Annotated in this window: 10 protein-coding genes; 2 read left to right on the top strand and 8 right to left on the bottom strand. The window is 69.0% G+C overall.

Translation table 11 applies throughout. From position 1 onward, the window contains the following. Window positions 1–91: 91 nt before the first annotated feature. The 4 genes from ACX28W_RS22610 to ACX28W_RS22595 form a co-directional block, all read right to left on the bottom strand. Entirely contained in the window at window positions 92–1723 is a 1632-nt protein-coding gene (locus ACX28W_RS22610) for a DUF4153 domain-containing protein (RefSeq protein ID WP_459000918.1), read from the bottom strand. A 385-nt stretch (window positions 1724–2108) separates the two neighbouring features. Beyond that, complete coding sequence (locus tag ACX28W_RS22605) at window positions 2109–3014, bottom strand: ADP-ribosylglycohydrolase family protein (RefSeq protein WP_459000916.1); 906 nt, start codon at window positions 3012–3014, stop codon at window positions 2109–2111. Then, window positions 3004–3687, bottom strand: a complete 684-nt coding sequence (locus ACX28W_RS22600) for a histidine phosphatase family protein (RefSeq protein ID WP_459000915.1) — start codon at window positions 3685–3687, stop codon at window positions 3004–3006. The genes ACX28W_RS22605 and ACX28W_RS22600 overlap by 11 nt, the downstream gene beginning before the upstream one ends. Window positions 3688–3793: 106 nt before the next feature. Beyond that, window positions 3794–4399, bottom strand: a complete 606-nt coding sequence (locus ACX28W_RS22595; protein ID WP_459000914.1) for a YdbC family protein — start codon at window positions 4397–4399, stop codon at window positions 3794–3796. A gap of 150 nt (window positions 4400–4549) precedes the next feature. Here ACX28W_RS22595 and ACX28W_RS22590 point away from each other — a divergent pair, with 150 nt between their 5' ends. Next, window positions 4550–5083, top strand: a complete 534-nt coding sequence (locus ACX28W_RS22590) for a TerD family protein (protein ID WP_459000913.1) — start codon at window positions 4550–4552, stop codon at window positions 5081–5083. Between the two features lie 104 nt (window positions 5084–5187). On the opposite strand, the gene ACX28W_RS22585 is transcribed toward ACX28W_RS22590, so the two are convergent. Next, window positions 5188–8085 (bottom strand): vitamin B12-dependent ribonucleotide reductase, encoded by a 2898-nt coding sequence (locus ACX28W_RS22585; RefSeq protein WP_459000912.1) that lies wholly within the window; start codon window positions 8083–8085, stop codon window positions 5188–5190. Window positions 8086–8235: 150 nt separating this feature from the next. Beyond that, the gene (gene nrdR / locus ACX28W_RS22580) at window positions 8236–8790 is read right to left on the bottom strand and encodes a transcriptional regulator NrdR (protein ID WP_459000910.1); all 555 of its coding nucleotides are present in this window, start codon (window positions 8788–8790) and stop codon (window positions 8236–8238) included. Between the two features lie 519 nt (window positions 8791–9309). On the opposite strand from nrdR, the gene lexA reads away from it, so the two are divergent. Next, complete coding sequence (lexA, locus tag ACX28W_RS22575; protein ID WP_459000908.1) at window positions 9310–10086, top strand: transcriptional repressor LexA; 777 nt, start codon at window positions 9310–9312, stop codon at window positions 10084–10086. Between the two features lie 239 nt (window positions 10087–10325). Here lexA and ACX28W_RS22570 read toward each other — a convergent pair whose 3' ends face one another. Together ACX28W_RS22570 and ACX28W_RS22565 are read right to left on the bottom strand one after the other, a co-directional pair. Continuing rightward, window positions 10326–12302 (bottom strand): ATP-dependent DNA helicase, encoded by a 1977-nt coding sequence (locus tag ACX28W_RS22570; protein WP_459000906.1) that lies wholly within the window; start codon window positions 12300–12302, stop codon window positions 10326–10328. Window positions 12303–12390: 88 nt separating this feature from the next. Further along, complete coding sequence (locus tag ACX28W_RS22565) at window positions 12391–14340, bottom strand: IucA/IucC family protein (RefSeq protein WP_459000905.1); 1950 nt, start codon at window positions 14338–14340, stop codon at window positions 12391–12393. Window positions 14341–14378: the final 38 nt, after the last annotated feature.

Below are 14378 nucleotides of genomic sequence, written 5' to 3'. Positions count from 1 at the left end.
GATCGGGTCCGGGGACAGACGGCGAGGACCACGATCCGGCCATCCGCAGTACGACACAGTGCCGAGCCTTGTGCGGCATGAACCCCTGCGCTCAGCGGTACGCGGCGCTCTCCCCCAAGTCGGCGCACACACTCCAGTCCACGCCCGTGGACGGCGGCCGGTCGCGGAGGATGTCCCGGGCGCGGGCCTCTCCCCAGCTGGTGGCGTACCAGGGTGAATTGTCCTCACGCAGTTGGTCCGCGAGCAACCGCAGCGCGCAGGAGCGCAACGGCTCCGCCAGCTTGTCGAGGGTCGGTACGGCGTCGGCGGACAGGTCGCGCGCGTAGTCGAGGTCGAACTTGCCGGTATCCGCGTACCGCTGCACATTGCGCTCGGCGATCAAAGCGTCCGGCGACATCAGCCCGAAGGCGAGCACACCTGCCGCGGCGGTGGCGGCGACGGCACGCGGCAGCCAGCGGGCGCCCCACACTCCGGCCGCCATGATGAGCACGATGACCAGACCGAGCCAGAGCTCCACGGCCACCACCGAGATCCTCAGTCGCGTCAGCCCATACTCCCCCACATACATGTCCATACGCCGCACAGCTGATGCCACGACAACGAGCGCCAGGGCGCACAGAGTTCCCAGCACTCCGCGTACCAGCGTCCGGTCGCGCGCGCCGTCACGGGGCGCCCAGCGCAGCGCGAAGACGATGACGAGCACGGTCAGAAGCGTCACCAGCAACAGCTGCCAGAAGCCCTGGCGCGCGTACTGGGCGTATGTCTGGTCGGTCTTCTCCAGAACGGTGTCGTATCCGCCGACGAGAACGGCGAGTTGGACGGCGTTGAAGGCCGCGAAGAGCACGGTCAGCACGATCAGGGGCAGCGCCCACTCGACGCGGCCACGGGGCCGGCCTTCGGGCACCTCGACGCGGTCCCACCGGAGGGGCGCCGCGGCCGTGTGCGCGACCGCGAGCGATCCGGCCAGGCCGAGCACCAGGAGCAGGGCGTGCTTGGGTACACCGGAGACGGAGACATCCGGCACCAGATCGCCGAGCAGATCCGCGAAGGCCGCGTCGGCACTCGCGAACAGCGCTCCGAAGACCAGCAGCAGGATCGCGGTCACGACGAGCGCACGCAGGCCCACGCCCAGCTTGCCTCGGCCGCCGCCGGACCGTTCACGCAGCCCTCGCCAGCCCCAGGTGGGGCCGGTGACCAGGGCATTGAACACGCCGATGGGACCGAGTAGGACGGCGGGCCAGGTACGGCCGCCGTGCAGTGCCAGCGAGCCGAGCGCGACCGCGGTGACGCCGGCGAGGAACGACGGCCAGTCCGCGTCGCGCAGGGCGGGCACGATCAGCAGGGCGAGCCCGCCGATGGCCCAGGCCAGGGTCCACAGGCGGGGGCGGCGTCCGGCAGCCTCGGCTGCGAAGTACGCGGCGAGCGCGGCCGGGATCGCGACCAGCAGCAGGTTGACTGCCAGGCCGTCCCCCAACAGCAGCATGCTGAGTACACCGGTGGCGAGCACGGCCCACAACGTGGCGGTACGCACCGGCGCCGCCCGCTCTGCCTGGAAGTCGGCCAGCCACGGAACGGGCGTGAATGACGCTTGGGCCCAGTCGGCGTCGTCGGTGGACTCGGTCCGGTCGCCCGTGGACGCGAATGTGCGGACGGAGTCTTCGGGATCCCTCGACTTCGCCGGTTCCGGATCTCTCCGCTCAGGCGTGGACGGTATGTCGGACACGGGCCCCCTCCCAGCCGGCCCATGCGCAACCCACTGGACGCCGCTGGGGCGGAAGGCTGGTGACCGGTGTCTCGTCGGCGCACGCCCGGCATGATCAACAGGCGGCGTGGCGGAAAGAGTATCCACAGCCGGACCGCCTCAGACCCTGGCGGCCACGCTGTAGCAAGCCTGTGACAGAGAGAGCCTCATGCGTCTCGGTGGCCTTGTGCGGACGGCAACGGCGTCCGTGGCGCGCGCGGCACGGAGGGCACATGGGACGATGCCGCATCCGCGGCACCCGCTCCGCACGCTGGGCTGTGACGCTCTCCGGAAGCCGCCCGCCGGGGCGACACGCTCCCTGACGGGGCACGCGCCCTGCCCCCGGTCGCCCCCGTCCGCCTATGCCCTACGCCCCAATCGCCACCCAGTCGGGCAGCGCCTCCGTCCGCTTCACCCACGCGCCCGGCGGAGCCCCGGCCTTCCCGGAGGCGACCACGCCGCCCACGATGGCGCAGGTCGTGTCCATGTCGCCGCCCACCTGGGCAGTCGTCCAGAAGGCCTCTTCGTAGTCGCTCAGGGTCCGGGCCGCCGACCAGAGAGCGAACGGCACGGTGTCGTGCGCCGTCGTGCGCCGTCCACAGCCCAGTACGGCGGCGACCGTCGCGGTGTCCCCGTAGTCGAGCATGTCCCGGGCACGCCGCAGCCCCGCCCCCACGGCGCTGCGCGGGACGAGCGCGATGACGCCGTCGAGCAGTGCCTCGGCGCTCGGCGGGCCCGCGGGGTCGGCCGCCAGGGCGGCTGCCGCGGCGACGGCCATGGCACCGACAACGGCCTCTCGGTGCTGATGCGTCGGGTACGCCGAGATCTCCGCCTGGTGGGTCGCCTGCTCGGGGTCGTCCGCGTACCAGGCTCCCAGGGGGGCGATGCGCATCGCGGCGCCGTTGCCCCACGAGCCCTGTCCCTTGAAGAGGGCGGACGCCAGCTCGCGCCAGTCTCCCCCCTCCCGGATCTGCCTCAGCAGGCGGTTGACCGCAGGCCCGTAGCCTCGGTCGAAGTCGTGGTGCTCGGCGAAGGAGCGGGCCAGCTCGTCCTGGTTGATGCGCTGGTGCCGGGCCAGAACGGCCACTACGGAGGAGGCCATTTCGGTATCGTCCGTCCACTGCCAGGGGCCGGACGGCAGTTCTCGGCACTTGAGCAGCGCATAGTTCGCGGGCACGAAGAACTGAGAGCCCAGCGCGTCTCCCACCGCGAGTCCGCGCAAGCTGGCCAGGGCACGGTCCAGGCGCCCGTTGGGAGAGGAGTCAACGGTCATCGCTCTGCCACTCTATCCCGCTGACTCCGTACGGCTCGGGGTCACGCCAGCTTTCGAACGGCCGGTCGAGCGTGTACTTGCCGTCGTCTCCGAGAACGAGCATCCGCACCTCGCCGTTCCCCGGGTTCGACAGTGACTCGAATTCCGCGACCGTCCAGTGGAACCAGCGCATGCAGAACAGGCGCATGGCCAGGCCGTGCGTCACCAGGAGCACGTTCGGCGGGTGGTCCGGCGCCTCGAAGCTCCGGTACAGGCTCTCCAGGAAACCGCCGACCCGGTCGTACACGTCGGCGCCGGACTCCCCCTGCGCGAAGCGGTAGAAGAAGTGCCCGTAGGCGTCCCGGTACGCCTTCTGGAGGCGTACGTCGTCGCGGTCCTGCCAGTTTCCCCAGTCCTGCTCGCGCAGCCGCGGTTCCTCACGCACCCGTATGAGCTCGGGGTCGAGATGAAAGGCCCGGAACGTCTCGTGGGTACGGCGGTACGGGGACACGTACACGCTTACGCGCTCCCGCCCGAAGACTTCCCGCAGCCGTTTGCCCGTCTCCTCCGCCTGCTGCCACCCCTTCTCGGTGAGCGCCAGAGCGTGGTCGGGTTCACGTTCGTACACGGTGTCATCGGCGTTGCCCGCCGACTCGCCGTGCCGGACGAGGACGATGCGCCGTGGTCGTACCATGCCAAGACCCTAAAACGGCTGACGGCCGATCGAGCACTCATACGGGCTCCGTACGGCGTAGATCACACATCACCCGCCCATAGGGCACCCACGACAAGCGCTCCCGTCAGACCGTCCAGGTGGGCTCCAACCCGACGATGTCGCCCGCGAGGGCCGCGACGTCGGCCTCCGTCTGGGCGCGCAGCGCGAGCCGCTCCACGCGCTCGGAGCGGTACTTTCCGTGCTCGGCGGCCGACTGCCACATGGACAGAATCAGGAACTCATGGCCCGGCGCCTCACCGAACAGCCCTCGCACCATGCCGGGCGAGCCCGCCATCGCGGGATTCCAGACCTTCTCCTGCATCAGCGCGAAGTGCTCGGCCCGTTCCTCGTGGATGCGGCAGTGGGCCACCCGCAGCAGGTCCGCGTCCGTGAAGCGCGGTTCGAAACCGGTCTTCACGTCGAATCGATGATCGAAGAGTTTGACCTGTGAGTCCTTGAAGGTGCCCGACTGAGCGGCGGCAAGCCGGTCGTGCGAGCGGGCCATGAAGGAGTCGTAGAAGGCACGGCTCTCCCAGAAGGCGAAGATGTGCGCCACACCGGCCCGCCCCCGGCTCCAGCCCCCGCCCTGTCCCCGGAAACCCGGCTCACCCAGAAGCCCCGCCCACTTTCGCTGCCCCCGCTCGAAACCGCGGCGGTCCACCACGGTGCAGCGAATCCACTTGACCAGCACCGCGCCATCGTAAGGCCACGGAGCGTGGCGTCGGTCACGCTCCGGCGGAGTGCACCCGAGCGAGCGCCCCCGCGCGCATGGCACGATGGGCAACCGGCCTTGACCGCACAGCAGTTGGGGCAGGAAGCACTTGGAGAAGGGGGAGATCCAGTGAACGGTCTCAACAAGGGCATCCGCAAGGTCGAGCTCGCGACGAAGTGGGACCCGAGTCCCGTCGGCGAGCCGGCCACCGACCTCGACATCATCGCGGCGACCTACTTGGGCAGCGACCCGTACGGAAAGCCCGCCTACGTAGTGCACTTCGACAGCCGCTCACCCGACGGCACCATCTATCTCAACCGGGACAGCAAGGACGGCAAGGGGTTCGGCTGGGACGAGGTCATGACGCTGGAGCTGAACCGCCTCGACAGCCGCTACGCGCGCGTGGTGGTCGGCGTCCTGATCCAACAGGGCGCCGGCCACAGGACGTTCGTCGGCGTACTCAACCCCGCCCTGCGCATGCGCGAGGGCTACACCCTGCTGGCGGAGGAGGACTTCGGCGACGTCCTGGGGGCGACGGCCGCGACGGTCGGCGAGTTCGTACGCGATGACTCCGGAGAGTGGAACTTCCACCCGGGCATCCACGGTTACGACACGGACCTGGCGGCCTTCCCTCAGGTGATGGGCAGTCGCCGCGACGCGTGAACGGATCCCCGGGGACCCCACTCCCAAAATGGTCCCTCCGTAGGACCGTGAAAACGCCGAAGGGCGGCGCGACCGGTGGTCGTGCCGCCCTTCAGAGCTTCAGGTCAGCTGCAACCGCTGGTCGAGCCGCAGCCCTCGCAGATGTAGCAGGAGCCGGCCCGCTGCATCTTCGTGCCGCAGGAGAAGCACAGGGGGGCGTCCGCCTGGATGCCCAGCTGCATCTCCACCAGTTCGGCACTGGTGTGGGCCTGCTTCGGGGCGGGCACGGCCGCCTCGACCTCGGCCTTCGGCGTGGCGACGGCCTTCAGCTCCTGCGCACGCGGCGCGGACTGGGCGAGGCCCTCGACGTCGACCTCGTCGTCGGCGGGCTCGTAGGAGCCCGTCTCCAGGTGGCGCTGACGCTCCTCGGCGGAGTGGATGCCGAGCGCGGAGCGCGTCTCGAAGGGCAGGAAGTCCAGCGCCAGGCGGCGGAAGATGTAGTCGACGATCGACTGCGCCATCCGCACGTCCGGGTCGTCCGTCATACCGGCCGGCTCGAAGCGCATGTTCGTGAACTTCGAGACGTACGTCTCCAGGGGCACGCCGTACTGCAGGCCCACGGAGACCGCGATCGAGAAGGCGTCCATCATGCCCGCGAGGGTGGAGCCCTGCTTCGACATCTTCAGGAAGACCTCGCCGAGACCGTCGTCCGGGTAGGAGTTGGCGGTCATGTAGCCCTCGGCGCCGCCCACCGTGAAGGAGGTGGTGATGCCGGGACGCCCCTTGGGGAGGCGCTTGCGGACGGGACGGTACTCGACGACCTTCTCGACCGTCTCGCGAATGGTCGCCTCGGCCTTGGCGGTGACCTCGACCTTCTCCTTCTCCTTGGTCTTGGCGGAGAGGGGCTGGCCGACCTTGCAGTTGTCGCGGTAGATCGCGAGCGCCTTGACGCCCATCTTCCACGCCTCGAAGTAGACCTCCTCGACGTCCTCGACAGTCGCCGTCTCCGGCAGGTTGACCGTCTTGGAGAGCGCGCCGGAGATCCACGGCTGGATCGCGGCCATCATGCGGACGTGGCCCATCGCGGAGATGGAACGCTCGCCCATGGCGCAGTCGAACACCTCGTAGTGCTCGTGCTTGAGGCCCGGGGCGTCGATCACATTGCCGTGCTCGGCGATGTGGGCGACGACCGCCTCGATCTGCTCCTCCTGGTAGCCCAGGCGGCGCAGGGCCTGCGGGACGGTGCCGTTGACGATCTGCATCGAGCCGCCGCCGACCAGCTTCTTGAACTTGACCAGCGCGAGGTCGGGCTCAAGGCCGGTGGTGTCGCAGGACATCGCGAGGCCGATGGTGCCGGTGGGCGCGATGACCGAGGCCTGCGCGTTGCGGAAGCCGTTCTTCTCGCCGAGGCGGAGCACGTCCTGCCAGGCCTCCGTGGCGGCGGCCCAGATCGGCGTGTCCAGGTCGTCCATGCGGACGGCCACGGCGTTGGCGTCGGAATGCTGCTTCATGACGCGCTGGTGCGGCTGCGCGTTGCGGGCGTAGCCGTCGTACGCGCCGACCACCGCGGCGAGCTCCGCGGAACGCTTGTACGAGGTGCCGGTCATCAGCGAGGTGATGGCACCGGCGAGGGCGCGGCCGCCGTCGGAGTCGTAGGCGTGGCCGGTCGCCATCAGGAGGGCGCCGAGGTTGGCGTAACCGATGCCCAGCTGACGGTAGGCGCGGGTGTTCTCGCCGATCTTCTCGGTCGGGAAATCGGCGAAGCAGATGGAGATGTCCATCGCGGTGATGACCAGCTCGACGACCTTGGCGAAGCGCTCGACGTCGAAGGACTGGTGGCCCTTGCCGTCGTCCTTCAGGAACTTCATCAGGTTCAGCGAGGCGAGGTTGCAGGACGTGTTGTCCAGGTGCATGTACTCGCTGCACGGGTTCGAGCCGTTGATACGGCCGGACTCCGGACACGTGTGCCAGTTGTTGATCGTGTCGTCGTACTGGATGCCCGGGTCGGCGCAGGCCCAGGCGGCCTCGGCCATCTTGCGGAAGAGCGCCTTGGCTTCGACCTCCTCGATGACCTCGCCGGTCATGCGGGAGGTGAGGCCGAACTTGCCGCCCTCCTCGACCGCCTTCATGAACGCGTCGTTCACGCGGACCGAGTTGTTGGCGTTCTGGTACTGGACGGACGTGATGTCGTCGCCGCCCAGGTCCATGTCGAAGCCCGCGTCACGCAGGGCGCGGATCTTCTCCTCTTCCTTGACCTTGGTCTCGATGAAGTCCTCGATGTCGGGGTGGTCGACGTCGAGGATGACCATCTTGGCCGCGCGGCGCGTGGCGCCACCCGACTTGATCGTTCCCGCGGAGGCGTCGGCACCGCGCATGAAGGAGACGGGACCCGAGGCGTTGCCGCCCGAGGAGAGGAGCTCCTTGGAGGAGCGGATGCGTGACAGGTTCAGGCCGGCGCCGGAGCCGCCCTTGAAGATCATGCCCTCTTCCTTGTACCAGTCGAGGATCGACTCCATGGAGTCGTCGACGGACAGGATGAAGCAGGCGGAGACCTGCTGGGGCTGCGGGGTCCCGACGTTGAACCAGACCGGGCTGTTGAAGCTGAAAATCTGGTGCAGGAGGGCGTACGCCAGCTCGTGCTCGAAGATCTCGGCGTCGGCGGGCGAGGCGAAGTACTTGTAGTCCTCACCTGCCTTCGTGTACGTCTTCACGATGCGGTCGATGAGCTGCCTGAGGCTCACCTCGCGCTGCGGGGTGCCGACGGCACCGCGGAAGTACTTGCTGGTGACGATGTTGACCGCGTTCACCGACCAGAAGCCGGGGAACTCGACGCCACGCTGCTCGAAGTTGATCGAGCCGTCGCGCCAGTTGGTCATGACGACGTCACGGCGCTCCCACTCCACCTCGTCGTACGGGTGCACGCCGGGGGTGGTGTGAATACGCTCGATGCGCAGTCCCTTGGTGGCCTTGGTTCCGCCCTTGGCGCGGGAACCTCGTGCCGGACCGCTCGCCGTCTCTGTCATGCCGCCTCCCTGTATCGGGCTAAAACGCCCTGAAGTGCCTCGTTCTTCCCGTGGCACGGTGTGTGTCTGGCGCTGCGGGCGCCGCAAACGCGGTCCCTCGCAGCAGGTCTGTGGTCGCCGCCGATCGACCGGCTCATGCCGGTCCTGTCCTCAGTCGGCGGCGTTGGCGGGCACGGGGACCTGGACAGTCCCTCCGGACCCGCGGTCGCTTTCCGGGCGCTCCGCGTCCGCGTCATCGTCGTCCGCGGCGAGGCGGGGCCTCGCCTCTTGCCTGAGTTCCGCGATGGCGGCCTCGAAGTCCTCGAGCGAGTCGAACGCCCGGTACACGGACGCGAATCGCAGGTAGGCGACGAGGTCGAGTTCCTGCAACGGACCGAGTATGGCCAGCCCCACATCATGGGTGGTCAGCTCGGCGCTTCCGGTGGCGCGCACCGCCTCCTCGACCCGCTGGCCGAGCTGGGCGAGGGCGTCCTCGGTGACCGGCCGCCCCTGGCACGCCTTGCGCACGCCGTTGATGACCTTGGTACGACTGAAGGGCTCGGTGACGCCGGACCGCTTGACCACCATCAGCGAGCACGTCTCCACGGTCGTGAAACGACGGGAGCAGTCGGGGCACTGGCGGCGCCTGCGGATCGACGTGCCGTCATCGGTCGTACGACTGTCGACGACGCGGCTGTCGGGGTGCCTGCAGAAGGGGCAGTGCATGGCTCCAACCCTCCTTCACAGCACGACTCATAGACCTCGCGAGACCTCCTGGGCCCCTCGAAGCAGCCCCAAGCATAGGCGATGGCCGGAGGTCCGAAGACCCGGGGGACCACAACTTCTGGGCTGTTACAGAAATCCAACCACTAGATGTGGGGATCGACCCGCAAATTCGCCCATGGCACGCGTGTCGCACACGTTTCGGCATGTGCCGCACAGCCATACCGATCCCGGACGTACGGGGATACCGTGGCCACCGCGCGAGACAGGGGGCCGGTGCCCGGCCGGCGAGGTGCCGGATGGCAGACTGGGCGGCGGCCCACATCTGTCGGCACAGCCATCGCCCCGGCGGTGAAGGGTACAGCAATGAGCCCTTTTGTCCGCCGGATGTAGCGTCAGCCATACACCCAGACACCTGACCACGTCAGGCAATCTGCGTTTTTTCACTCGAACGTGTGTTTGGCGCAACCTTTCGAAAGCAACTACCGTTGTCCAGCAGGGAGACCATCGAGAGGGGCCGACGTGACCACCACCGCAGACAGTGCCACCATCACTGCCCAGGACCGCTCCCAGGGCCGACTCGAGCCGGTGCATGCGATGAATGAAGCCACGAATCATGAGGGGCCCAAGCGCGCCCTGCCGGGCCGACCTCCAGGCATCCGGGCGGACAGCTCGGGACTCACCGACAGGCAGCGCCGGGTGATCGAGGTCATCAGGGACTCCGTGCAGCGGCGCGGCTACCCGCCGTCGATGCGGGAGATCGGACAGGCGGTCGGCCTCTCCAGCACCTCCTCGGTCGCACATCAGCTGATGGCGCTCGAGCGCAAGGGCTTCCTGCGCCGCGACCCGCACCGCCCACGGGCATACGAGGTCCGGGGCTCCGACCAGTCCTCGGCGCAGCCCACGGACACGACGGGCAAGCCGGCCGCGTCGTACGTCCCCCTCGTCGGCCGTATCGCAGCGGGTGGCCCGATCCTCGCCGAGGAGTCGGTGGAGGATGTCTTCCCCCTTCCCCGGCAGCTGGTCGGCGACGGCGAGCTGTTCGTCCTGAAGGTCGTCGGTGACTCGATGATCGAGGCCGCCATCTGCGACGGAGACTGGGTGACGGTCCGCCGCCAGCCGGTCGCGGAGAACGGCGACATCGTGGCCGCGATGCTCGACGGCGAGGCCACGGTGAAGCGCTTCAAGCGCGAGGACGGCCATGTGTGGCTGCTCCCGCACAACTCCGCGTACCAGCCCATTCCCGGCGACGAGGCGACCATCCTCGGCAAGGTGGTGGCAGTGTTGCGGCGCGTGTGACAGCGCGCATCGGGCGAGACACACCGCCCAGCCCCTGATCGGGCCCCGGAACCAACTGCGCCGGTTCCGGGGCCCTGACGTTTTCCCGACCAGGTCCTTGGATGTGTGCAGGGGCCTGGGGGCGATGTTCCCGGTGCCCTCCGCGTCGTCGCACGAACGGTGTTGCGGGACCGTTCCGGGCGAGGCTCCCATCGGCCCTGCCCGGGAAACGCAGCGTGCACCAGCCCGCCGTGGAGACGCTACGCGTCCTCCACGCTCCGCGCCGCCTCGTCGATCGCGGCGAGCGACCTCCGCACCTGATTACGATCCGTGGTGTACCAGAAGTCGGGCAGTGACGCCTTGACATAGCTGCCGTAGCGCGCCGTCGCCAGTCGCTGGTCCAATACGGCCACGACACCGCGATCTCCCGTGGCTCGCACGAGGCGGCCGGCGCCCTGCGCCATCAGCAGCGCCGCATGGGTCGCGGCGACAGCCATGAAGCCATTGCCCCCGGCGTCCTCCACGGCCTTCTGGCGGGCGCTCATCAGCGGGTCGTCGGGGCGCGGGAACGGGATCTTGTCCATGACGACCAGCTGGCAGCTGGGACCGGGGACGTCGACTCCCTGCCAGAGCGAGAGCGTGCCGAAAAGACAGGTCTTCGGGTCGGCCGCGAAGTTCTTGATCAACTCGCCGAGCGTCTCCTCTCCCTGCAGCAGGATCGGGTACTCGGGGATGCGCGTCCGCAGCTCCTCCGCCGCGAGCTGGGCGCCCCGCATCGACGAGAACAGGCCGAGCGTGCGGCCACCCGCGGCCTGGATCAGCTCGGTGAGCTCGTCCAGCATGTCCGCGCGGTCGCCGTCACGCGCGGGGCGCGACAGATGCTTGGCCACATACAGAATGCCCTGCTTGGGGTAGTCGAAGGGCGAGCCGACGTCGACGCCCTTCCACTGCGGAAGGTCGTCGCCCTCCGTGCCCTCCGGGGCGAGCCCCAGCGACGCCCCCACACCGTTGAAGTCGCCACCGAGCTTCAGCGTCGCGGACGTGAGGACGACGGAGCGATCCGCGAAGAGCTTCTCCCTGAGAAGGCCGGACACGGACATGGGGGCGACCCGCAGCGATGCGCCGAAGCGGTCGTGGCGCTCGTACCAGACGACGTCCCACTCGGAGCCGTTCGTGATCCGCTCCGCCACGTCGTGCACGCTCTCCACCGAGGCGAGGGCCTGCTTGCGTACGGCGTCCTCGTCCTGGACGGACTTGTCGCGGGTGGAGCCGATGGCCGAGATCACCGTCCGGGCGGCGTCGCGCAGCGCCATCAGCGCGTATCCCAGATCCTCCGGGATCTCTTCCAGGCGTCCCGGGAGCGCGAGCTCCATCAGCCGCTCGAAGCCCTCGGCAGCCGTCTGAAGCTGGTCGGCAGCCTTCTCGTTGACGAGCTTCGCGGCGCGGCGGACCGCGCGGTTGACCTGGCCAGGGGTGAGCTCGCCGGTCGCGACACCGGTGACTCGGGAGACCAGCTCATGGGCCTCGTCGACGATCAGCACTTCGTGCTGGGGGAGGACCGGCGCGCCCTCGATGGCATCGATGGCGAGCAGCGCATGGTTGGTGACGACGACCTCGGCGAGCTTGGCCCGCTCGCGGGCCATCTCGGCGAAGCACTCCGCCCCATAAGCGCATTTCGAGGCGCCCAGGCACTCCCGGGACGACACGGACACCTGGGCCCACGCGCGGTCGGAGACGCCCGGTGTGAGGTCGTCGCGGTCGCCTGTCTCGGTCTCGTCCGACCAGTCCCGCAGCCGCAGCAGGTCCTGCCCCAGCTTGCTCGTGGGCGCGGCCGCCTCGAACTGGTCGAAGAGGCCTTCTTCCTCCTCCTGCGGCACGCCCTCGTTCAATCGGTGCAAGCACAGATAGTTCGACCGGCCCTTGAGCATCGCGAACTGGGGGCGGCGGCGCAGCAGCGGATGCAGCGCGTCCACGGTCCGCGGAAGATCGCGCTCAACGAGCTGCCGCTGGAGCGCCAAGGTGGCGGTGGCCACGACGACACGCTCCCCGTGGGCGAGCGCCGGCACCAGGTAGCCGAGCGACTTACCAGTACCTGTGCCCGCCTGGATCAGCAGGTGGGAGCTGTCGTCGATGGCACCCGCGACGGCTGCGGCCATGGTCACCTGGCCAGGGCGCTCCGTGCCGCCGACGGCAGTGACGGCAGCATGCAGGAGTTCGGGGAGTGAGGACTCTGTCATAGCTTTGCCAGACTACGGGGCGCCACTGACAACCGGGCGATCAAGGCCGGGACGACGGACGCGATCAAGACGAGTGGGCAACGCGGGATCAACACTGGTGCAGGGGGTTCGGCACCGTGCCGTGCACAGCGACATGCGGGCGCTCGGGACGGTCGCGGTACCCGTCGAGGTGCAGCCGGTTGCGGTTCAGACACAGCCGCTCGATACGAGGAGTGAGCAGGTCGAACGCCTCGTGACGCTCCTTGAGCTCGGGGAAGCGCGTCTGGTGGCGGACGATCTCCGCGCGGACCAGCGACCAGAACCCGGCCTCCGGAACGCCCAGTTGCTCCTGGCAGAGCGGCGCGAGATAGCGGAAGACGCCTACAAAGAGCCCGGAATGGATGAACTGGGTAAGGAACGTCGGCGGCTCGGTCAGCAGCACCTTCCGTACGTCGTCCGGCATGGACGCGTGCTCGGGCAGGGGATCCGCACTCACGTTGACATCGTCCACGAAGTCCTTCACGGCCAGGCGGACAGGTACGTCATGGTCGTCGAAGACAACGATCGCGTTCTCTCCATGGGGACTGAACACCGTGCCGTACCGATACAAGAAGTGCAGCAGCGGCGGCAGGAGCGCGGCGAACAGACGGCGCAGCCAGATCTCGGGAGCGAGGCCCGAGCGGGCGACGAGCTCCGCCGTGAAGGCGCGACCGCACGGGTCGATGTGCAGGAGCGCGGCCAAAGTGCGGGCGCGTTCTCCGGGGGCCAGGTCGTGTGAGAGCGGCTCGCGCCAGATAGCTCCGAGCAACTCCTTGTACTGATAGGGCACCTCGGGAAGTGCGTCGTACACGGGGTGGTTCACCGTCACCGAGGCGACCTCTCCGAGCAGGATCACTCCGCAGGTGTCCCGCAGGAACGGGTCGGCGTCCCTGAGAGCCTGCATCCAAGCGGTGACGGCGGGGGCGGCGAGCGTTCGTTCCGTAGGAAGACCGCGCCACACCAGGGTGTTGAGCACGGACAGCGGCAGCTTCACCGTGTGCCGGTCCGAGCGCGAGACATTGAGGAACGTACGGATCGACTGCTGGGGCAGGCGCAGATCGCCGTCCGAGGGCAGCGGCACGATCGCGCCGGCGGCGACGGACGACGCGAACAGCGGCAGTACGACGGCGTCCCACTGCCAGGGGTGCACAGGCAGATAGAGGTACGACTCCGGTGCGAGCCCGCGCGCGCGTAGTGCCGCGTCGAAGGTCTCCCTTGTGGCGGGGGCGAGTTCGCGTGCGTAGAGCTGTTCCGCGGTGTCGAGGCCCGGGACGCCTCGGTAGGTGGCGAGTGTGGTGTGTACCGCGATCCACGGAAGCGCCCTCGCTCTGCGGGCCTCGGGCGCCCAGTCGGCGGCGTCTCTCGCGGAGAAGCCGAGGCGGCCCTTGTTCAGCACGATCCAGGGGTGGCCCCTCTGGTGGCCCTCCAGCTCTGCGTAGCCGAGGTCGGCGAGCTCGGCCGCCGTCAGGGCGTCACGGTCGAGGCGCACGTCCGCCGCGAGCGTCGTGTTCAGCTCACGGATCACATGGCCGAGCGTCGCGCCGTCGAGTTCCAGCGTGCCGCGGGCTCGGGCGACGAAGTCGAGCGGGTCGGTGAACGGGCGGGGCTCCTCCCCCTCTTCCGTGAGGGTGAGCGAGGCGGGGTCGACGCGCCAGCTGTCGTACGCGGCACGGCGGGCACGGAAGGAGAGGATGCCACCGGCGTCGAGGCGCAGGGTGTAGGGGCGTCGGGGGGAGAGACGGGCAGGCGCGGGGGTCGGTGACCTTTGTGCGGTGTCCAGGTTGGTCGCCGCATCGTGCTGGCTGCGCGCTGGGATCAGTTCTCCCGTCGGCTCCGGCTCCGGCTCCGGCTCCGGCTCCGGCTCCGGCTCCGGCCGGATGATCTCCTCATATGCGAACTCGCCGATCATCTTCGTGAGCAGTCGGCGGCCGGCTTGCTCCCATCGGTCTTTGCGCAGCTCAGGCGGGTCGTACAGGGCGGGCGGCTCTCCGGAGGCCGGGGTGGCGGATGGATGCGGCACGGGGACTCCTCGACAGGGAACCGGATCGGGACGAGCGG

The organism is Streptomyces sp. SD15 (genome assembly GCF_054462255.1).
The sequence above is the reverse complement of the archived record's forward strand: the minus strand, read 5'-3'. Positions and strand labels throughout refer to the sequence as shown.